This window comes from Filifactor sp. (assembly GCF_057248345.1).
This window is the reverse complement of the sequence record NZ_DBHIIC010000003.1, coordinates 42,268-62,540: the sequence shown is the minus strand read 5'-3', so window position 1 is coordinate 62,540 and position 20,273 is coordinate 42,268. Positions and strand designations below refer to the sequence as shown.

Sequence of the window (20,273 nt, the reverse complement as noted above, 5' to 3'; positions counted from 1 at the left end):
ACAGCCCACCTTCTTATCCTTTTCCTCTATTATGGTGTTATCCTCTACCCAAAATGATTCCGTCTTCTTTATTTCTCCTCTGTTTTGTTCTCTTTTTTTGCTTTCTTTTCTCTTTCTTTCTCTTCTTTTTTTTCCTGTTTTTTCTTCTTTCTCTCATCCTGTGACCAAAAATCGTATTTTTCCACTTCAATTCCGTTCACATAATTACGATGATTCAACAGTTGTTCGATAGGAACCAAAAAAAGAATCACCGAAAAAGGATACATTGATAAAAAACCAAGAAAACTTCGTTTTTCTACCATTCCACGGAGGAAGGACAAAAACATACACGAAATAAAAAAAATAACTGTTTGAACAGGACGAATATTGACACAATATACTTCTTTTTCTTTGATAAACGGTTTAAGATATCTATCAACTAAAATCACCACTACAGACAAAGCAATGATAAATTCATTTTTCCATAACTCTTGCTTATAGAGATAAGCCATGTAAGTTAACGGAAACAATCCAAAGAAAAAAATCGCATCTATAAGAAATACATGTTTCGATATCCACTTTTTCATAACAGTCCACCTTCTTATCCTTTTCCTCTATTATGGTGTTATCCTCTACCCAAAATGATTCCGTCTTCTTTCTTCTTTATTTCTCCTCTGTTTTGTTCTCTTCTTTTTTTCTTGCTCTTTCTTCTTTCTCTCATCCTGTGACCAAAAATCGTATTTTTTGACTTCAATTCCATTCACATAATTACGGTGTGCAATCACATACTCAAACGGTCTTAAAAGATGAATTGGCCAAAGAGGATATTTTTGAAAGAATTGCAATATGGTGTATTGACTCACCAGATTTTCCATACTAAAAGTCATCACTCCGGATAATATAATTGAACCTGCGAGTACCTTTAATTCAAGAGGATATTTATCCATTTCATACTTTTCTTTTTCTTCTAAATACGGTTTCATTTGACGCTGAATGTAAAAAAGTGCAGCAAATAACGCAACGATATACCTATTCCCAATAATGCTTCCGTCTACATAATATGCGATATATGCTAAGGGAAAACTTACCAAAATAATCCCCGCGTTGATTAGAAATACATTGTCAGATATATATTTATTCATAGAACATCTCTCCATTATGTTATTGATAGATAATTTATTACAAAGTGAAGTCATATCAATATTTTTTCTCCAACTCTTCGACCACAACACAATCCGATGATACAAGATAACCATGCTATTAAATTAGTTTAAAGATATAGTATCCGAACGTTTCCAATTTAAGAATTTATGTCCGTCTATAATCTCTACGTAGAGCGAATCAACTAACTTACTAAAAGAAAATATCATCTCATCTTTCCAAATTTCTTCCAATTTAAATCCGGAAAGAATAATTTTATATCCAAAACAATTTCGATTTTCATCTAAAAACCATTGAAAAAAAGAATCTGATTTTATCTTGTCAACTTGTTCATCCAACACAATGTTTTGGATGCTTTTATGTGGTCGATACCAATATCTATCATACACAATACCGGAACAATCATCTCTAAATTCTCTCAGTATGAAATACTTTACCCATTCATTTATTTGTCCTTTTTTTCTTAATTCACAAAAAACATCCTTTGCTCCCGATTCCATACTCATAGAAGCAAGTTGACAATAGACTCCTTTGTTATCAGGTAAAGCAACTAAGTAGAATATTGGAAAAAGCTTTTTGAACAAATCAAGTTCTTGAACAATATCACCGGTCGCAAAGCCCAAGCCTGTACAGACTCTTTCATTCGGATCCTCTAAAGTTGAATTGAATACAATATAACTTGCCAAACAAATCTGAATGTTCACATTATATTTTATGATTTCTTCCATTTCATCTTGAGAAATCAATCCTATCTCATAACCTTTCACTCGTTCATATTTTGGAAATTTCAATGTTGTTTTCATTTATCTTATCCTATCTATGAAAAGAACCCGATTTGAAGGAATGCATCGAACCTGTTCTCCCATTCAAATCTTCAAAAGTTCCATCCGTTAATTTAATTCTAACGGAGTTTGCATTACCAACATACATAGTATACTCATCCCCTAAAAAAGTACTTCCACTTGAATTATGCAAGGTGATTGTAGTACGACTTCGTTCATATTCATGAACAGCACCCAAATCATACATGATAGCCGTACCACGATATCTTTTAATCGGTGCTGTCGCTGTAACAGACACTCCTACATATGCATAATCGCCGGAGATTTCATATATCGTAGCTTTCACACTGGCTGCAACAGATGGCAACTTAGTGTGTAAAGCATACTCACGAGAAACTTTCTTTAACTCTCCATCATCTTCGACAAAATATTCAATATCTTCTAACTCTGAGTCATCTAAATTTTTTTCAAATTCTATAATATCAGACTTATCCGTATGATTCTCGTTGTCCATTTCAAACTGTACGATATCAGTAGTTTCTGATGTATTTTCATCAGCATAACTCATCACGCTACTACCTGAAATTAACATTGTAACCACTAACATTGAACTAATCAATTTTTTCATATCTCTTTCCTCCCCAATATAATTTTAAAAGATTTCCTTAGAATATTTCTTTCTCAATCTCCGTTCTTATATCTTTGTGGATAGATGGAGTCCAACTTCATACGCCTCCTTTGAGTTACAATCTATTTTTGTATTGAGAGCTATCACCTCTCTAAAAAAAGAATACTCCTATTATTATTATTATGTCAATCGTATGATGACAATTTTTCTATCCTTTGTTGATTCCTATGCCCCAACAATTTTCAGGTGCTTTCTCTCTGATAGATTTCTGTTTCCATTGTTTTCAAATAAACGAAACTCTCCTGTCATGAATCAATATTGAAATACGGTTATCTCTTGCGAAAATACAAATTATTCGTTATAATCTTAGTGTAAAAGAGAATGTTTATCGATACAATGCGAAACGATTTTTCTGATACGATTTTTTACAATTTTTGATTCAAAAAAAATTGTCAAATCTTTTCTTCTATCTCAGGAACTTCTGATACAGAAAGAACTTTGAAATGACAATTTTTACTCAATGATTTTATATGAAGGAGGATTTCTATGAAAAAGAAATTATCGGTATTACTGGCAACTTTGCTTATGGTTGGAGGTTTGACAGCTTGCAACAACACAACTTCAGATGAGGCTCAAACACCTCCTGCAACAGAACAGACAACCATTAAAATTGCAGCATTAAAAGGCCCTACTGCAATGGGTATGGCAAAAATGATTCATGACCAAAAAGACTTGGAAACAAAAGCTTATGACATTGAAGTTTTGAATGCAGTTGATGAAGTGATTCCAAAAGTGGCAACAGGAGAAGTTGATATTGCAGCTGTTCCATCCAATGTTTCTTCTGCTCTTTATAACAAGACAGAAGGAAAAATCGTAACACTTGCAATCAACACACTTGGTGTATTGTATGTCGTAGAAAACGGAGATACTGTCCACAGTGTTTCTGACTTGAAAGGCAAAACAATCTACTCCAGTGGAAAAGGTGCTACTCCGGAATATGTACTGAACTACATCCTAAAAGGAAATGGACTTGATCCGGAAAAAGATGTAACAATAGAATACAAATCCGAACACGCAGAATGTCTTGCAGCGTTAACGAATGACAAAAACGGAATTGCAGTTCTTCCTCAACCTTTTGTAACGGCTGCACAAATGAAAAATGACGGTCTTCGTGTAGCGTTAGATTTTACAAAAGAATGGACTGTTGTTAATGAATCACATCCGGATCAAAAAACCGGAGTTTTGATTACCGGTGTCATCGTAGCACAAAAAGAATTTGTAGAACAAAATCCTGAATTGGTAAAAGCATTCTTGGAAGATTACAAAAAATCAATTGAATTTACCAACTCCAATATAGACGAAGCTGCCGCTTTGATTGCAGAGGCTGATATTGTACCGGAACCAATTGCAAAAAGAGCAATTCCTCTATGTAATATTGTTTATATCGACGGTGGAAATATGAAAGAATTGTTGGGTGGATACTTGAATGTTCTTTATGAAGCAAACCCAAAATCAATTGGAGGAAAATTACCGGGTGAAGAATTCTACTATATTCAATAACAAAAAACAAACTTATTTGGTCGCACTTATCTTTTGGCTGATTGTTTGGGAACTGACAAGTAGAATCATTGGACAGGAGATACTTTTGGTATCTCCTGTTTCTGCTTTTCAAAGACTTTTCGTTCTCAGTTTAGAACTTGATTTTTGGAAAACGGTTCTGTTGTCTTCTGCAAAAATCGGCTTCGGTTTTTTCTTAGGAATTGTTTTGGGATTGATACTTGCGATTATTTCATCTTTGAATCGAACTGTTCGTATCCTACTTGAACCAATCATTACAACTGTCCAGGCAACTCCGGTTGTTTCTTTTATCATTCTGTGTCTGATTTGGATATCTTCCAAAAATCTTTCCATCTTTATTTCTTTTTTGATGGTTGTTCCGATTATCTATCGCAATGTGTTAAGTGGAATTGACAATATACCAAAAGGTCTTTTGGAAATGGCTACTGTATTTCGTGTCGACAAAAAAAGATTGGTTCGTGTCATATATGTTTCTGAAGTATTTCCGTATTTTCGTTCTGCCTGCAATATTTCTTGTGCACTTGCGTGGAAATCAGGAATTGCTGCAGAAGTCATCGGAATTCCGAAATACTCTATCGGTGAACAACTCTACACTTCCAAGGTCTATTTGTTAACGTCTGATTTGTTTGCTTGGACTATCGTCATTCTGCTACTCAGCATACTGTTCAAGTATCTTGTGTTAGCTTTTTTTGACAAATTGGTCATTTATTTGGAAGGAGGAAACAATGGACATCACAATTCATAACTTATCGAAATCTTATGGAACTTCTACTGTTTTGGAAGATATCAATTTAAGTTTCAAAGAAGGAGAAGTTACTTTTTTGCAAGGTACTTCCGGAATCGGAAAAACAACATTGATTCGTATTCTGATGCAGTTGGAATCTTCTGATGCAGGAACTGTCGCCGGACTTTACAATAAGACGATAAGCGCCGTATTTCAAGATAACCTCTTGTGCGAATCGATAAATGTCAAACAGAATTTACTGTTAATCAATCCGAATCTTTCCTCTGAAATAATGGAAGAATCTCTTTCTAAAATGCAGTTGCACGATTGTCTTGACAAAAAAGTTTCTTCCTTAAGTGGAGGTATGAAACGAAGAGTTGCTATTCTAAGAGCCTTGTTGTATGAATTTGATGTGTTGATTATGGATGAGCCGTTCAAGGAACTGGATTCTGCAACCAAAAAGCAGGTGATGGACTTTGTAATCGAGTGTACCGAGGACAAGACTGTAATCATTGTCACACACGATATAAGTGAGTATGACTATTTTATTTCGCAGATTCCTTGTAGAGTAAATCTCTTAACTCTATCCAAATAAATTCCGGTTAGAAATAAGACAATCAAAATGAACTGTATCGAAACAAAACATATCAAAAAAATATATCGAAAGAATAAATATCAAAAAGAACAAAACATTTTTGGATAATCTATAAATATGAAATACTATGATTACATGATTTCCTCAAAATATTGTTATCATTCCGATACCTAAAATAACGATGAACCAACCCTTGTGAGTCAGCAAGTCAACGGTGGAAACAATTAGAATATCGTTTGTAGAGATTGGATTGTTTCAATCGTTCCATCAATCCTTGGTATCAAGAAAAGGCAAGCGAATTTCCATATCGTATCAAAAGGAAAGTACACCGAAAGAGACAATATTGGATACAAAAAAGTCGGAAACAATATTCCGACTTTTTTTGTATCCTAATTATTCTTTTATCAAATCAACATAGAATCCTCGTTCTTTCAAACTTTCTTCTATTCTGTCCAAATCTTCTTCCGTTTCAGCTGTTATGGTATGAAAGTGTAATCCGTCGGTCAAAGAAGTCAGTAGAATGGATTTTGTTTCATTGAGTTGTTTCATAAATTCTTTCACATCTCGACGATTTTTCAAAAACAATTCTACAGTAATCTGTCCATAAAGATCATGCTCTACGGTTGTATTAAGTACATGACCTCCCTCATCCACAATCAGATTCAATTCGTCAAGCGTCTCTTCTCTTGTATGTTTCACACAAAATGTACGATGCGGTCTGCTCTCCTGTTGTCCAATGATATAGCCTCTGTTGGTTGAAATAATAGGGTGATTTTCTGCACGCAAGATTGCAATATCTTGAACAATGACTTGTCTGGAAATCTCAAATATCTTTGCCAATTCCGTTCCGTTCAACGGTTTGTCCGTTTCTATCAATCTTCTTAGAATATCATCCCTTCGTGCTTTTCCTCGCAAAGCAATCACTCCTTTTATTTCTAAATTTCATTTAGTTTTTTGCTATGGTTTCTACCAATGTTTGTGCAGCTTCTCCAACCGGATTCAAACAAATTTCTCTCATTCCGTCTTCTGTATAATCCAATCTAATCTCTAATCTCTCTTTTGGCAAGATGGATTCGATTTTATCCGACCATTCGATAATCACAACTGCATTTTTGGAAAGGTAATCGTCAAATCCGATAAAATACAGTTCTTCAGTGTCATCAATTCGATAGACATCGAAATGATAGAGTGAGAGTCTTCCTTCATATTCTTCTACCAAAATGAAGGTCGGACTGGTAATATCATCCATAATGCCCAAACCTTTGGCGATTCCTTTTGTGATGCAGGTTTTTCCTGCACCGAGGTCACCGTTCAGACAAATCAACAGCTTTTGTGTGATGGCACTTCCAATCTTCTCTCCGAATAATTTTGTTTCGTCTTCATTTTTCAGTAATATCCTATTCTTCATTCCAGACTGTCCTTTCGTTGCTTTGCAACAACTGTTATTCCTGTGTTCGGTCTGTTGATCTATGGAAAAACTTATAAGCTTCTCCAACAACAAACGGAATCAACGCAAACGGTATGATTCTGCTCCATTCCTCTGCTCCAAGGAATACGGTGTGGAACAAGGTTCTCATAAATGGAATATAGATTACTATCAATGTCATAAAAAGTGAAAATACTGTTCCCAATGTCAATGCTCTGTTTGAGAACATTCCGATAGACATTACGGTATGGCTCTCACTTCTTGCTGAGTATGATCTCAACAGTTCTGCCAAAATTAAGGTAACAAATGCAATGGTTCTTGCTCCCTCCAACGTCTGCTCTGTAAAGTGACGCAATCCGTATTGATATGCTCCTATCGTTGCTATCGTGATAGCAATACTTTGTACTGCAATGCGAATGGATGTTTTCTTGTCCAAAATCGGTTCTTGTGGATCACGAGGAGGCTGATTCATAATATCTTCGTCTCCTTTTTCAACTCCAAGTGCCAATGCAGGAAAACTGTCTGTTACTAAGTTAAGCCACAATAGTTGAATCGGTAACAACGGAACAGGAAGTTTCATCAAAATGCTTACCAATACAATCAAAATTTCTCCAATGTTACAGGATAATAAGAAGGAAACAAACTTTTTGATATTGGAATAGATGATTCTTCCTTCTTGTACTGCATCGACAATCGATGCAAAATTGTCATCGGTCAAAATCACTTCTGCAGTATTTTTTGCAACATCTGTTCCCGTAATTCCCATCGCAATTCCGATATCTGCTTTTTTGATAGCAAGTGCATCGTTGACACCGTCTCCGGTCATAGCAACAATGTTGCCGTTTTCTTTCAATGCAGTCACAATTTTTACTTTGTGCTCAGGAGATACTCTGGCATAGACACGTTTGTCTTTTACAATTTCTCTCATCTGTTCTGCGTTGTACTGCTCCAATTCTGTTCCCATCATTGCTTGAGAAATATCCTCTACCATTCCAAGCTGTTGTCCTATTGCAAAGGCTGTTTCTTTATAGTCCCCTGTAATCATCACCGGTATAATTCCGGCATGTTTACAAAGTTTAATGGCTTCTTTCGCTTCTGCACGAGCAGGATCAATCATACCGACCAATCCGACAAAAATCATTTTATTTTCAATCGCATCTACGGTAATTTCTTCCGGCATTTTTTCGAATGAACGATATGCCAATGCAAGAACTCTAAGCGCATTTCTGGAGAATGTATGATTCACTTCTGAAATCTGTTCTCTTAACTCATCGTTCAATTCGACAATTTCATTATTTTTTTTCCAGTAGGAACAGCGGGATAACACCACATCCGGTGCACCTTTTGTAAAGGAAACAATAGGATTTTTTCCGATATTTTCATGAAATGTTGTCATCATCTTTCTATCTGAATCAAACGGAAGTTCATTTTTTCGTGGATGTGCTTCTTCGTAGTCTTTGGAATGCATATCCCATTTGTTTGCCAAGGTAATGAGTGCTCCTTCTGTCGGATCTCCCATTACTCCTAATTTTCCATTCTCTAATCGTTTGAGTTTTGCGTCATTGGCAAGCAATGTTATTTCAAGCAATCTCTCTAAGGTCGGTACTGTTTCAACATCAACCTCTTCTTTTTCATGACAAATTCTTCCGTCCGCCTCGTAACCTTCTCCTTCTACATCAAGGATATGTTCATCTACAAACACTTTGACTACTGTCATTTCATTTTGTGTCAAGGTTCCGGTTTTGTCGGAACAGATGACTGTCGTTGTTCCAAGTGTTTCTACTGCCGGTAATTTCTTCACGATGGCGTGTTTGGATGCCATCTTACCCATTCCCAAGGAAAGCACAACGGTAACGATAGCAGGAAGTCCTTCCGGAATCGCTGCAACTGCCAAGCTGACAGATGTCATAAACATATCTAACATTGGAAGATTTTGCAAGATTCCTATCACAAATACAACAACGCAGACTGCCAATACGATAATTCCAAGTTGTTTTCCTAAACGTGCAAGTTTTTTCTGCAAAGGAGTGGACTCTTCTTCATAGCTTTGAATGACCTCTGCTATTTTTCCAATCTCTGTATCATGTCCTGTTGAAACAACAACACCTTTTCCTCTTCCATAGGTCAAAATAGTGGAGGCATACGCCATATTCTTTCTATCTGCTAACGAAACGTCTTCTTCACAAATATCTTCTGCTCGCTTCTCACTTGCAACGGATTCTCCTGTCAAAGATGCCTCTTCAATTTGAAGGTTATAACTTTCCACCAATCTCAAATCTGCCGGAACAATATCTCCTGTCTCCAAAACAACCACATCTCCGGGTACTAACTGTTCTGCAGGAACAGAAATCGGCGCTCCGTTTCGAATGACATTTGCATTCGGTGCTGCTAATTTTTGCAATGCCTCTATCGCTTTTTCCGCTTTACCTTCTTGATACAATCCCAACATCGCATTGATGATAACAATTGCAACAATAATCATGGCATCAGTTTTTTCGCCTATCACAAATGACACCACACTGGCTGCCAGCAATATCAGAATTAAAAAATCTTTGAATTGATCCAGCACTTTTGAAAGAAATGTCTTTTTACCTGTCTCTTTCAACTGATTCAAGCCGTATTTTTTTTCATTTTCACTGACCTGAGCGCTGTTTAATCCTGTATCAGTACTGATTTGAAACTCTTGTAACACATCTTGAATGGAACGCCTGTCCCATCTTATTCTTTCCATCATCATTCCTCCTCTATTCTTTTTATCACATATACCCTTAAAATCAGAAAAGGACCTCTATCTAAACGAGAATTGTTTAAACAAAGGTCTCTTTCTTAGAGCAATACCGTAAGCAAGTGATTTCCTCTCATGATGCAAACTGTTATTCCTCTAAGAAATCAATTTATTTTACTTTTGAAATGGCTCTGAACTCATCAATAATAGAAAGTACAATTCCCTTACATTTTTCCATGGATTCTAACGGAACAAGCTCTAATTTTCCATGATAATTATGGCCTCCGGTAAAGATATTCGGTGTCGGCAGTCCCATATAAGAAAGTCTGGAACCGTCTGTTCCTCCACGTATCGGTTGAATTTTAGGTTCTACCTCATTTTTTAAGAAAGCTCTCTGTGCAATCTCAATCAATTCCATGTGGTCTTTGATAATTTCTCCCATGTTATAATATTGGTCTTTGAGTTCCAAATCAATTGTTACATTTTTTTCTTTTGCAAAGTTCTCTACTGTTGTTTGAACAAACTGTTTTCTCTCCTCAAAATGCTGTCTGTCAAAATCACGAATAATATATCTCAACGTTGTGTTTTCAACACTTCCTTCGATGTCATTTAAGTGATAAAATCCTTCATATCCTTCTGTATGTTGTGGTGTTTCTTGAATCGGAAAACGCAATGCCAACTCGTTTGCAAGCAAAATAGAATTCACCATCACGTCTTTTGCAGTGCCTGGATGCACATTTTTTCCATGAATGGTAATCTTTGCGGATGCAGCATTGAAACTTTCGTATTCCAACTCTCCGATTTCTCCTCCATCTACTGTATAAGCAACATCGGCACCGAATTTTTGAACATCAAAGAAATCTGCACCTCGTCCAATTTCTTCATCCGGTGTAAATGCTACACAAATTGTTCCATGAGGAATCTCAGGATGAGTCACCAAATGGTGCAATGCCTCCATAATAATCGTGACACCGGCTTTATCATCTGCTCCAAGCAATGTCGTACCGTCTGTTGTGATAACAGTTTGCCCGATATAATTTTGTAAAAACGGATTTTCTTTCTTAGAAATCACAACACCTGACGGTAATAGGATATCTTCTCCGTCATAGTTTTCGTGTAATATCGGCTTGACATCTTTTCCACTCATATCCGGACTGGTATCCATGTGTGCAATCAGTCCTAAAGAAACGGACTCTTCCTTTTGGTTAGATGGCAACTTTGCCATTACATAACAATGTTCATCCAATGACACATCTTGCAATCCCATTTCTATGAGCTCCTGCTCCAACTTTTTTGCCAAATCAAATTGTTTTTTTGTGCTTGGTACTCCTTCTGCACTTTCGTCTGATTGTGTATCAATTTTTACATAACTTAAAAATCGTTCTAACAACATCGTGACATCACATCCTCTATATCAATTGTATCTTTTCTTCTAAGAAATGTGCTATTGTTTCCAAAGCATCTACTTCATCAGAACCGTCAATTACCAAATCTATCTCATCTCCGTCTGCTACACCCAATGCCATCACACCGATGATTGATTTTGCATTGACTGTTGCATAATCCCTTTTGATAATAATTTCTGAGTCAAAACGATTACATAATTGCACAAACGCTGCTGCCGGTCTGGCATGTAATCCCACATCTAGTTTTATTTGAAACCGTTTTGTCAACATAAGAACTCCCTACTTTTCTTCTAACTCTTTTATTTTTTCAGCAAACTGCTGTATCTTTTTTAACCGATGATTTACTGCAGATCTTCCAATTGGAATCTCCAACTGTTCCCCCAACTCTCTCAAACTTGCATAGGGATGTTCCAACCTCAACAGAGCAATCTGTTGCAACTCTTCTGATAACTCCGATAAACCGACTGTATCCTGAATATATCGAATCACCTCAATCTGTTTTCCCGCAGAATTGACCGTCTTACTGATATTTGCCGTTTCACAATTGACAAGTCGATTGATTCGGTTTCTAACTTGTTTTTCTATTTTAATACTCTCCATGTGACAGGTGTTTTCATAATCTCCCATCAGAGCCAACAACAGTGCGATATGGCTACTGTCCTTGACATACACGACATTATTCGTCTTTCTTTTGGTCACATTGGCATGCAAATCATATTCGTTCAACATATTTTTGAAATGTTCTGCAAACTCATCATCACTTGTCACAAACTCCATGTGATAAGATTTTGCCGGATCTCCAACGGAGCCTCCACCTAAAAAAATACCACGGATATAGGCATTCCTATTTTCTTCTACCTTCAAAATATGGCTCGGTATCTGACTGGTCAAGGAATAAAAGTCTTCCTTTTTGACTAAAATTCCTGTTTCTACCAGAATCATGTTTGCCTTTTCATCCTCAGGTATAGAAATCGTATAGAATCTCTTTTTCAAATTTTCATTTTTCTTTACACTGATTTCTACTTGAATCTGAAAACATTGTTTGATTATCTTTACAATCTTGCGACAGACCGCCGGATTTTCAATTGTAATCACAAATGACAACAATCCTCTTCCGACAAAACGTAAAGTGGCACCTGCACGAATCATTCCGGAAAGTTCACTGATTTGTTCTGCTTTCGTACTCGGAATAATTCGAGCTAAATTATTTTTTACCTCTGTTGAAAATGACATCCTATTTTTTTCCCCGTTATTTTTTCTAAAGCAACTTTAATAATTGCACCTTCATCATCATAACGTGCTAATTGTAGTACTTGGTTGAAATGGATAAACTTTGCTTCTACAAAGCCTTCCTCTTTTTGTGGCAAGGTATCCATATCCTTGCAATGCATCAAATACCAGTGTACCGTTTTATGAACCAGTCTGTCTTCATCCCAATTTTCTTTATAGGTGTAGTGGATTTCACCCAAGTATTCTTGGATTTGCCCCTTTACTCCACTTTCTTCTGAAACTTCACGCAATGCCGCTTGTTCCAATGTTTCTCCTTGTTCCACTTTTCCTTTCGGCAAAACCCAGTCTCCATTAAACTTTCTGAGAAGTAAAATTGCATTGTTAAATACGACCACTCCACCCGAACTTATCTCTTCTTTTAACAAAGTCCTCTATCCTTCCTTACAGATATAATTCTTTTATTATATCTCAAAAAATATAATTTTTATATTCCTTTTTTCAAAATACTTGAAATTATTTTTGATACTTTTTCACTATCATGCATAATTGCACCATATTCCGTTTCTATTACAAAATCTCCACGAATGGTCTGAATCCCAAGTTGATTGATTTTTACAATATCTTCTATTTGTGCGTACAAAAATCGTTTCTCTTCTCTGCGATAGTTATCCTTTGCTTCCTTAGAGATACTGTGGTTATTTAATACTACATAGTCCAGTCGACAATCCATAATCTCCTGCAACACTTGGACATGTTGATAGATATTTAAATGATGTGTTTCTCCATTTTCTGTCATCAAATTACAGATATATATTTTGGGAACCTTGCTTTCTTTGATTGCAAGCTGAATTTCCGGAATCAACAGATTCGGAATCAAACTGGTATACAAACTTCCCGGCCCGATAACAATCAAATCTGCCTCATGAATTTTGTTGATTGCAATCGGATTTGCCTCAGGGTTTCGTGGAATAATTTCCATCTTTTCAATTTTGGACTGTTGCGTTAAACACGTCGGACCAATGGCAGACTCTCCAATCACAACATTTCCATTTGCTAAAGTAGAAACTAATCGAATCTCCACCAATGTTGCCGGAACTACTTTTCCTTTTACTGATATCATTTCCGACACTTGATCGATGGCAATTTGAAAATCTTCAAAAATTTCGTTCAACGCAAGCAAAAACAAATTTCCGAAGTTCTGATTCTTCAAGCTACCATATCGAAACCTGTGATTCATTAACTTCTCCATTGTTGGATCCATATTGGATAACGAAATCAAACAATTTCGAATATCTCCAGGTGGCAGCATCTTCATCTCTGTACGAATGGTACCGGAACCACCTCCATCGTCTGATACTGCAACAATCGCGGTCAAGTCGAACTCTTCTTCCTGTTTTAAGCCTCTCAAAAGATTGCCTTGTCCTGTTCCCCCACCCAAAACTACAATTTTTTTCTTTCCCATATTTTTCATAGAATTCAAGCCTCTCTATTTTATGCTATCTTATGCCTGCTAATCCCCTTTAGCAAAAGTTTGTTTTCTTTTTAAAAATAAAATTTTAGTCTTTCTGCTCTCTTTCTTTGCACAACCTAAAATTGTTGATAAACCTATTTTGTCAAGTGTATCCAATTAGTTTCGTTTTCGACTCTATCGTTGTTACCAAGCAAACTCTTCAAATATTGAATCATCCTCTGCTGTGCTCACAGTTTACTTTCCACTTGTTTTTTATTAGGTTACATCATAACAAAACAGACAAATTTATTCTATGTTTTCTGCTTTTCTTTTCAGATATCTTGTTTCTTCCTTTAGATACTCTCACTTCATAAAGTGATATGGTTACAGTTTATCAGCATCTCTATGATGTCGAAATACTTGATAACCCTTTTGTTCCAAATGCTCATACAACTTATTTGCCACCGTAACGGAACGATGCTTTCCACCTGTGCAACCAATGGAAATCAACAGTTGTGTTTTTCCTTCTTTTATATAGTTCGGAATCAGAAAATCAATCATCTGCTTCAAGTAAGTCATAAATTGATGACTTTCTTCCGAATTCATCACATATTCCTGTACTTCCGGTTCGTTTCCCGTCTTTGTTTTGAGCGACTCCACATAGTATGGATTCGGTAGAAATCTCACATCAAATACCAAATCGGAATCAATCGGTATTCCATGTTTGAATCCGAATGAATTAACAACCAAATTGATTTTTTGTTTTTCTTCCGTATTTTGATACAACTGTATCAATTTTTCTCGTAACTGTCTTGTACTAATGTTTCCTGTATCAATTATATGGTCTGCTCTTTGACGAAGAGGCTTCATCTTATTCTTTTCTTCTCGGATTCCCTCCAAAATATTGTGACTTCTTGCAAGAGGGTGACTTCGTCGTGACATCTTATAGCGTCTTACCAAAACTTCATCTTGTGCTTCCAAAAATAAAATTTCAATATTATCATGTTGAGATGAATCCAACAATTGTTCAATTGCATTAAAATCCTCGAAGAACCGATACCCTCGTATATCAATTCCAAAAGCAACTTTTTCTATGTGATCCAAGTTTTGATTTCCCAACTCTTTGAACTTCATAATTAAAGAGGGAGGCATATTGTCAATGCAATAATATCCCATGTCTTCAAATATATTCATTGCCTCACTCTTACCGGAGCCGGACAATCCCGTTACAATAATTGTCTTCATCGTATCCTCCTATCTGCCGACTGCAAAATCTACTCTGTTTCTATCGTTCTTCTAAATTGATAATCTTGTCAACGGATACTCCTGACTGCAAAATATTCTGATACGCCCGATCCAATATCCCGATATGTGTCGGATGATGCGCATCTGCTCCAACGGAAAATTTCAAATCCATATCCTTAATCAATTTCAACTGCTCAACACTTAAGTTAGGGTGGTGGGTATTGATTTCCAAAATGGTATTCGTTTCTTTGGCAACCTTTGCAACCTCTAGAGTATCAATTCTTCCTTTATCACCGGGATGTGTCAAAATAAACAGATTGTTTCTTTTCATCGCATTGATCAATGCTCTTGTATTATACTCTATCTCCAAATTTTTGAGTGGTTTGATATAGTTACAGATATGATTGCGAAGACCTCTTATTTTAGTGATGGAAGAACCGAAATGATACCCCGCCATCACATAATCAACATACTGTAAGATAAAATCGTCTACATCAATTTCTCCACTATCATCCAAAATATTCGCCTCTACTCCCAACAAAATTTCAATATCAGGATATTTTTCACGCAATCTCAAAATTTCTTCCTTCATTTTTGGATATTCTTTATATTTTACACCAAAGCCCATGTGGCGATATCCATGATCGGAAATTCCGATTGTCTTCAGTCCTATCTTTCGTGCCATCTGAACGTTTTGTTCCATGGTACCTTTCCCATCGCTGTAGAATGTATGAGTATGATACTCTGCTGTCTGCACAAATCTATTCTTCTCCAACTAGCCTCACCTCTTCTTCTAAAGAGACTTGGAATTTGTCATATACCGTTTTTTTAATCATATTGATTAACTCCAACACATCTTCACAAGTTGCATCGCCCTTGTTAATAACAAAACCGCAATGCAACTGAGAAACTTGCGCCCCCCTGTGAGATACTCCACGCAAACCGCTATCATCAATCAATTTTCCGGCAAAATATCCTTCCGGTCTTTTGAAGGTAGAGCCGGCAGACGCATCCTGTATCGGTTGTTTCGTATTTCTACGGAATGCAAAATCATCCATTTTTTTCTGAATTTCTTGTCGATTTCCCTTCTCTAAAGAAAATGTTGCTCCAAGCACAATCAATTTCTTTTTGGACACAATACTGGTACGATATCCAAACTCCATATCTTCTGCTTTGATTTCAAAAATCAATCCTTTTTCATCCATTACCAATACCGATTTTACAATATCTTTCATTTCTCCACCGTAAGCACCGGCATTCATCACAATCGCTCCACCTATGGTACCCGGAATCCCACTTGCAAATTCAAATCCTGCTAATTCTTCCTCTAAAATGACTCTGGACAAAGCAGAAAGAGATAATCCGGCTTCTGCAAAAATATCCGTTCCTCGGATACCATAACCACTGATATTTCTCGCCAACTTAATCACAACGGAACGAATTCCTTTGTCTCTTACTAATAAATTTGTTCCATTTCCCATTACAAAGAACGGAATCTTATTTTCATTTAACCTTCTCATCAACTGTTGTAACTCTGCAATACTGTTTGGAAGTACTAAAAAATCCGCATTTCCTCCGATACGAAAGGAAGTGTGTTTTTTCATACTCTCTTTCTCGGAAATTTGATCATCTTTCAAAACGGTTTTTAATACTTTTCTGATTTCCTGATGGTTCATCATTTCACCTATTCTTTCTATCCTCATTTTCTATATGAAAAAAATTATCATCTTTTATCATTTCTATTATAACTGTTTTTTACATTTTTTCAATCAACGGATGTTCAACGAATCTCCTCTTGTTTCTCCAACTCTTCAATCAAAGCACCCATCTCATCCACCTTCTGTTGATATTCTGAAAGAGATCCGTTTCGAAGTGCTTCTTGTGCCTCTTTATACTTGATACCCGCTTCTTGAATTTTCTCACTCATCGTTGTAATCTCACCTATTCTGGAAACAGTATGGTTTGATTCAGGTATCTCTTTTCCATCTGATGTGAAAATTTGTTCCAATGCTTTGGAAAGACTTTCTTCCATTACAATTTGATCCTTATATCCTACCATGATTCGTTTTACTTCAGGAATCGCATTTTCTCCCGATGCACGAATGTAAAGTGGTTCGATATAGAGCAAGCTGTCATCTATCGGAATTGTCAATATATGACCTCTCAACACTTCAGAACCTCTACTGTTCCACAAGGACAAATCTTTAGATATTTTATCATTGTTACTGAACTTGCCTTCCATCTGTTGTGGTCCAATTACAATCTTATCTTTCGGCATACGATATAGAATCAATTTTCCATATTCTTCTCCGTCGTTTCTTGCAATCAGCAATCCGGTCAAATTTTGTTTTGCTTTTGGAGTATATGGAATACTCAATAGAAACTCTGCCTGTTTTTCTCCCGGAATTCGATAGGTAGAATAGATAGATTCCATCTTACTCTCCTCTCCACCATAAAATTCGGAAGGGATACTCCATTGATCTTCACGATTATAAAACACCTGAGAATCATTCATATGATAGGTCGAATAAATTTCTGACTGAATATCAAACAACTGTTGAGGATATCTCAAATGTTCTTTGATTCCTGACGGCATAGCATCGATAGGCTTGAACAGGTCGGGAAAAATTTTTGCATAAGTTTTGACAATCGGATCGGTTTCATCCAAAACATAGAACGATACATCCCCATCATAACTGTCTACCACTACCTTGAATGAATTACGGATATAGTTCATCTCTTGCATACTCTCTTCATCTACAATCGGTTGAGAATATGGGAAATGTTCTGAAACAGTATATCCGTCAATAAGATACATTACCCTTCCGTTTACTGCAACCGGATAAATATCACTGTCATAACTTAAAAAAGGTGCTATCTTTTTCACTCTGCCAAGCACATCACGATGGATGAGAATTTTGCTTTCTGAATTGATGTTTTCAGAAATCAAAATTTTGAAATCATGTTGACGTATCGCAAACAACAATCGATTCACAAAATTCAACGGAATTCCACCATTACCTTGATATTGTGTCATTTCGTTGGATTCACCTTTCGGATAGTCAAACTCCAATTCTTTGGTATTGACAATAACATAATCCGTTGCCAATTCTCCAAAATAAATTTGAGGTTTTTCCAATGCCAAATTAGGATAATCGCTTTGAATCGGTACATTTTTCATCACCATTTCCGGTTGTCCGGACGATGTCAATTGATTGACAGGCGCCATGGCAAGTCCATATCCATGTGTATACTTCAACTTTGTATTGATCCAGTTTTGTGCCTTATCCTCCAATTTGGATTTATCCATTTCACGAACAGACAAAAACACTTGTGTCAAATTACCATCCAATAGATATCTGTCAATATCCACATCACTGAATCGATAATAACCCCGCAATCCTTGTAATTGGTTGAACGCCTCATTAGTAGGCCGGTAGTCATTCAAACTGATATTCATGACTGTTTCTTGATTTTGAGATAATGCTTCCGCAGTCAAATTATTTTTCAAATCGAACTCTCTCGTTTCAATTTTATCTAATCCGTATGCCAATTTGGTATACTTGATTGCATTTTCAATATATGGTTTTTCTTTTGACAACTCATTCGGTGCAACAACAAAGTTTTGAACAACTGTCTCTAAAAAAGCACTTCCCACGTTAACAAACAACATGATTGCAATTAACGACATCGCTAATTTTTTTGTCAACTTCTTTCGTACAAGAAGTATTGCTCCTGCAACCAAAGCTAAAACTGCATCGAATCGATACACCCAAAGATTGATGACAACATCGGTGTATCCTGCACCAAACACAGCACCACGTTTGGAATATAACAAAAAGTAAGACATCATCAAACTTCTTCCTGCAATCAACAGAAAGAACAATACTCCAAAAAGACGAAGTCGCTTTACAAAAAATGTCCAAATCGGACTCTTTATCATGTTTTTAGGATGAGCTGACGATAGGGAGGACATTTCCTCCTCTCTGTTCAATAAACTCGGTGATAAGTACAGAATCAATAAAAATCCGAACACAACGTTCGTCAAAAATAACAACATTACAAGGTCTGACAAGGAAAGTAACAGTTTGCTCATGAAAGAAAGTTGAAATACATAAAATCCCAAATCTTTATGAAAAATCGGATCATCGATACCGAAGGAAACACCGTAAATTGCCTTGAGCATATCCATCCATCCTTCTGCTACCATCAATTTGGTAAAAATAAAGGACATCACCAAAGATACCACAAGAATTCCCCGTTTCACAAACTTGCGTCGACTTTCATCTTCCAAAATATGAAAATGTTCCAAAAAATCTTTATAGAAATGATTGAAAAAAAGATATACCGGCAAGCTCACACAAAGAAATATCGGAATTCCAAGCATCAGAGAAGCAAACACACCTCTTAAATAAGTGTTCAAATATCCTATTTGTCGAAACCAGATAATATCTGTTACAAAAGTAATCAATTGATTAGAAATCAATAACAACAAAAATAGTATTCCTGCTAATATCAACAGTTTTTTCTTTGCAATCGCAAATCTTTGCACTTTTTTAGCCATCGATAATCCTTCCTTTCTCCTACCACATTCTTTCAGCTGTTCTTGAAAAATCGATTCTATTCTCACCCTATGTGTATCGTTACCTTTTATAATATGCACTTATTCTACCATACTATGATACTTTTTTCATGGAATATATTTTTCAATACCTTCCTCTTTCAAATCCCAATCAAACCTCTCTTTCCATGAAAAATACTGTCTTATCTATTTTTATCTGTGCTATAATGAGAATCATACAAAAAGAGAATCCTATTATCATCCGTTCCATCATGAAACATATCTCTGATTCGGTCTTATCATAAGTTGAGAAGTTCATATCGGAAATGGATGAAACGTTAGACGAACCCAAGCTTTACAAGTTCTATTTTTGACTGTTTCATAAATCAGTCACGCTTTCCCAAAGTCTTAACATCACTTTTTTAAGTGTATCGCATACTTTGTGTGACAAAAAATAAGAAAATCATTCTATCTCGTTTTTGTATCGTTATGTTCTTAACTGTTCGGAACAAGAACGAAAATGATAACTCATACATGAAACTGACTGTCTTATGGAAATTTCAAAGTAAGAAACTGATAGAGTAAGAAGCTTATTATCAAAGATTCAAATCCTGCAATCATAAAACAAACAAATGCTCATTTTGAAAGGAGAATGCACCATGCTGAACAAAAAAATTATCAATCGCGTGTTTAACATCAGTTCAATGCTCTTTGTTTGTTCCATCCTCTATAAGCAAAGTGCACTTCTGCCTAAAATAGCAAGTGTATTTTTAATTATCTCAT

At 36.0% G+C, this 20,273-nt stretch carries 19 protein-coding genes; 3 read left to right on the top strand and 16 right to left on the bottom strand.

What is annotated here, in order from left to right:
• Nucleotides 1–68: 68 nt before the first annotated feature.
• The 4 genes from ACO5GE_RS01200 to ACO5GE_RS01185 all read right to left on the bottom strand — a co-directional run bounded on the left by ACO5GE_RS01200 (nt 69) and on the right by ACO5GE_RS01185 (nt 2,550).
• Nucleotides 69–566: a hypothetical protein gene (locus ACO5GE_RS01200; RefSeq protein WP_484829096.1), complete on the bottom strand. Its 498-nt coding sequence runs from the start codon at nt 564–566 to the stop codon at nt 69–71.
• Between the two features lie 45 nt (nt 567–611).
• Nucleotides 612–1,121: a hypothetical protein gene (locus ACO5GE_RS01195; protein WP_484829095.1), complete on the bottom strand. Its 510-nt coding sequence runs from the start codon at nt 1,119–1,121 to the stop codon at nt 612–614.
• A 123-nt stretch (nt 1,122–1,244) separates the two neighbouring features.
• Nucleotides 1,245–1,943 carry a hypothetical protein gene (locus tag ACO5GE_RS01190; RefSeq protein ID WP_484829094.1) on the bottom strand — a complete coding sequence of 233 codons (699 nt, stop codon included), beginning with the start codon at nt 1,941–1,943 and terminating at the stop codon, nt 1,245–1,247.
• 10 nt (nt 1,944–1,953) lie between these two features.
• Nucleotides 1,954–2,550, bottom strand: a complete 597-nt coding sequence (locus tag ACO5GE_RS01185) for a hypothetical protein (RefSeq protein WP_484829093.1) — start codon at nt 2,548–2,550, stop codon at nt 1,954–1,956.
• 546 nt (nt 2,551–3,096) lie between these two features.
• Between ACO5GE_RS01185 and ACO5GE_RS01180 the strand changes: the two genes are divergently transcribed.
• Genes ACO5GE_RS01180 through ACO5GE_RS01170 form a run of 3 tightly spaced genes read left to right on the top strand, consistent with a single transcriptional unit; the run spans nt 3,097 to nt 5,447 of the window.
• Nucleotides 3,097–4,110: an ABC transporter substrate-binding protein gene (locus ACO5GE_RS01180; RefSeq protein WP_484829092.1), complete on the top strand. Its 1,014-nt coding sequence runs from the start codon at nt 3,097–3,099 to the stop codon at nt 4,108–4,110.
• Complete coding sequence (locus ACO5GE_RS01175) at nt 4,085–4,873, top strand: ABC transporter permease (protein WP_484829091.1); 789 nt, start codon at nt 4,085–4,087, stop codon at nt 4,871–4,873. The genes ACO5GE_RS01180 and ACO5GE_RS01175 overlap by 26 nt, the downstream gene beginning before the upstream one ends.
• Nucleotides 4,854–5,447: an ATP-binding cassette domain-containing protein gene (locus ACO5GE_RS01170; protein ID WP_484829090.1), complete on the top strand. Its 594-nt coding sequence runs from the start codon at nt 4,854–4,856 to the stop codon at nt 5,445–5,447. The genes ACO5GE_RS01175 and ACO5GE_RS01170 overlap by 20 nt, the downstream gene beginning before the upstream one ends.
• A gap of 393 nt (nt 5,448–5,840) precedes the next feature.
• Here ACO5GE_RS01170 and ACO5GE_RS01165 read toward each other — a convergent pair whose 3' ends face one another.
• From ACO5GE_RS01165 to ACO5GE_RS01110, 12 genes are all read right to left on the bottom strand, one after another.
• Nucleotides 5,841–6,371, bottom strand: coding sequence for a 3H domain-containing protein (locus ACO5GE_RS01165; RefSeq protein ID WP_484829089.1), 531 nt, complete (start codon nt 6,369–6,371; stop codon nt 5,841–5,843).
• A gap of 22 nt (nt 6,372–6,393) precedes the next feature.
• Complete coding sequence (tsaE, locus tag ACO5GE_RS01160; RefSeq protein WP_484829088.1) at nt 6,394–6,855, bottom strand: tRNA (adenosine(37)-N6)-threonylcarbamoyltransferase complex ATPase subunit type 1 TsaE; 462 nt, start codon at nt 6,853–6,855, stop codon at nt 6,394–6,396.
• A gap of 34 nt (nt 6,856–6,889) precedes the next feature.
• Nucleotides 6,890–9,604, bottom strand: a complete 2,715-nt coding sequence (locus ACO5GE_RS01155; protein WP_484829087.1) for a calcium-translocating P-type ATPase, SERCA-type — start codon at nt 9,602–9,604, stop codon at nt 6,890–6,892.
• Between the two features lie 163 nt (nt 9,605–9,767).
• Nucleotides 9,768–10,991 (bottom strand): peptidase T, encoded by a 1,224-nt coding sequence (pepT, locus tag ACO5GE_RS01150; protein ID WP_484829086.1) that lies wholly within the window; start codon nt 10,989–10,991, stop codon nt 9,768–9,770.
• Between the two features lie 16 nt (nt 10,992–11,007).
• Nucleotides 11,008–11,274, bottom strand: coding sequence for an HPr family phosphocarrier protein (locus ACO5GE_RS01145; protein WP_484829085.1), 267 nt, complete (start codon nt 11,272–11,274; stop codon nt 11,008–11,010).
• 9 nt (nt 11,275–11,283) lie between these two features.
• On the bottom strand, nt 11,284–12,237 hold the full coding sequence (gene whiA / locus ACO5GE_RS01140) for a DNA-binding protein WhiA (RefSeq protein WP_484829084.1): 954 nt from the start codon (nt 12,235–12,237) through the stop codon (nt 11,284–11,286).
• Nucleotides 12,216–12,659 carry an NUDIX hydrolase gene (locus ACO5GE_RS01135; RefSeq protein WP_484829083.1) on the bottom strand — a complete coding sequence of 148 codons (444 nt, stop codon included), beginning with the start codon at nt 12,657–12,659 and terminating at the stop codon, nt 12,216–12,218. The genes whiA and ACO5GE_RS01135 overlap by 22 nt, the downstream gene beginning before the upstream one ends.
• Nucleotides 12,660–12,718: 59 nt before the next feature.
• Nucleotides 12,719–13,705 carry a gluconeogenesis factor YvcK family protein gene (locus ACO5GE_RS01130; RefSeq protein ID WP_484829082.1) on the bottom strand — a complete coding sequence of 329 codons (987 nt, stop codon included), beginning with the start codon at nt 13,703–13,705 and terminating at the stop codon, nt 12,719–12,721.
• A 363-nt stretch (nt 13,706–14,068) separates the two neighbouring features.
• Nucleotides 14,069–14,929 carry an RNase adapter RapZ gene (gene rapZ, locus ACO5GE_RS01125; protein ID WP_484829081.1) on the bottom strand — a complete coding sequence of 287 codons (861 nt, stop codon included), beginning with the start codon at nt 14,927–14,929 and terminating at the stop codon, nt 14,069–14,071.
• 40 nt (nt 14,930–14,969) lie between these two features.
• The gene (locus ACO5GE_RS01120) at nt 14,970–15,704 is read right to left on the bottom strand and encodes a PHP domain-containing protein (protein WP_484829080.1); all 735 of its coding nucleotides are present in this window, start codon (nt 15,702–15,704) and stop codon (nt 14,970–14,972) included.
• Nucleotides 15,691–16,605 carry a UDP-N-acetylmuramate dehydrogenase gene (murB, locus tag ACO5GE_RS01115; protein ID WP_484829138.1) on the bottom strand — a complete coding sequence of 305 codons (915 nt, stop codon included), beginning with the start codon at nt 16,603–16,605 and terminating at the stop codon, nt 15,691–15,693. Before murB ends, ACO5GE_RS01120 begins: the two co-directional genes overlap by 14 nt.
• A gap of 104 nt (nt 16,606–16,709) precedes the next feature.
• A complete protein-coding gene (locus tag ACO5GE_RS01110; protein ID WP_484829079.1) occupies nt 16,710–19,493 on the bottom strand; it encodes a UPF0182 family membrane protein in 2,784 nt (927 codons plus the stop codon).
• Nucleotides 19,494–20,273 lie beyond the last annotated feature (780 nt).

Coding starts and splice junctions, on each gene's coding strand:
- ACO5GE_RS01195 (WP_484829095.1), bottom strand. CDS start 1,121: ATGAATAAATATATATCTGACAATGTATTTCTAATCAACGCGGGGATT.
- whiA (WP_484829084.1), bottom strand. CDS start 12,237: ATGTCATTTTCAACAGAGGTAAAAAATAATTTAGCTCGAATTATTCCG.
- ACO5GE_RS01185 (WP_484829093.1), bottom strand. CDS start 2,550: ATGAAAAAATTGATTAGTTCAATGTTAGTGGTTACAATGTTAATTTCA.
- pepT (WP_484829086.1), bottom strand. CDS start 10,991: ATGTTGTTAGAACGATTTTTAAGTTATGTAAAAATTGATACACAATCA.
- rapZ (WP_484829081.1), bottom strand. CDS start 14,929: ATGAAGACAATTATTGTAACGGGATTGTCCGGCTCCGGTAAGAGTGAG.
- ACO5GE_RS01180 (WP_484829092.1), top strand. CDS start 3,097: ATGAAAAAGAAATTATCGGTATTACTGGCAACTTTGCTTATGGTTGGA.
- ACO5GE_RS01110 (WP_484829079.1), bottom strand. CDS start 19,493: ATGGCTAAAAAAGTGCAAAGATTTGCGATTGCAAAGAAAAAACTGTTG.
- ACO5GE_RS01130 (WP_484829082.1), bottom strand. CDS start 13,705: ATGAAAAATATGGGAAAGAAAAAAATTGTAGTTTTGGGTGGGGGAACA.
- tsaE (WP_484829088.1), bottom strand. CDS start 6,855: ATGAAGAATAGGATATTACTGAAAAATGAAGACGAAACAAAATTATTC.
- ACO5GE_RS01155 (WP_484829087.1), bottom strand. CDS start 9,604: ATGGAAAGAATAAGATGGGACAGGCGTTCCATTCAAGATGTGTTACAA.
- ACO5GE_RS01170 (WP_484829090.1), top strand. CDS start 4,854: ATGGACATCACAATTCATAACTTATCGAAATCTTATGGAACTTCTACT.
- murB (WP_484829138.1), bottom strand. CDS start 16,605: ATGAACCATCAGGAAATCAGAAAAGTATTAAAAACCGTTTTGAAAGAT.
- ACO5GE_RS01145 (WP_484829085.1), bottom strand. CDS start 11,274: ATGTTGACAAAACGGTTTCAAATAAAACTAGATGTGGGATTACATGCC.
- ACO5GE_RS01190 (WP_484829094.1), bottom strand. CDS start 1,943: ATGAAAACAACATTGAAATTTCCAAAATATGAACGAGTGAAAGGTTAT.
- ACO5GE_RS01200 (WP_484829096.1), bottom strand. CDS start 566: ATGAAAAAGTGGATATCGAAACATGTATTTCTTATAGATGCGATTTTT.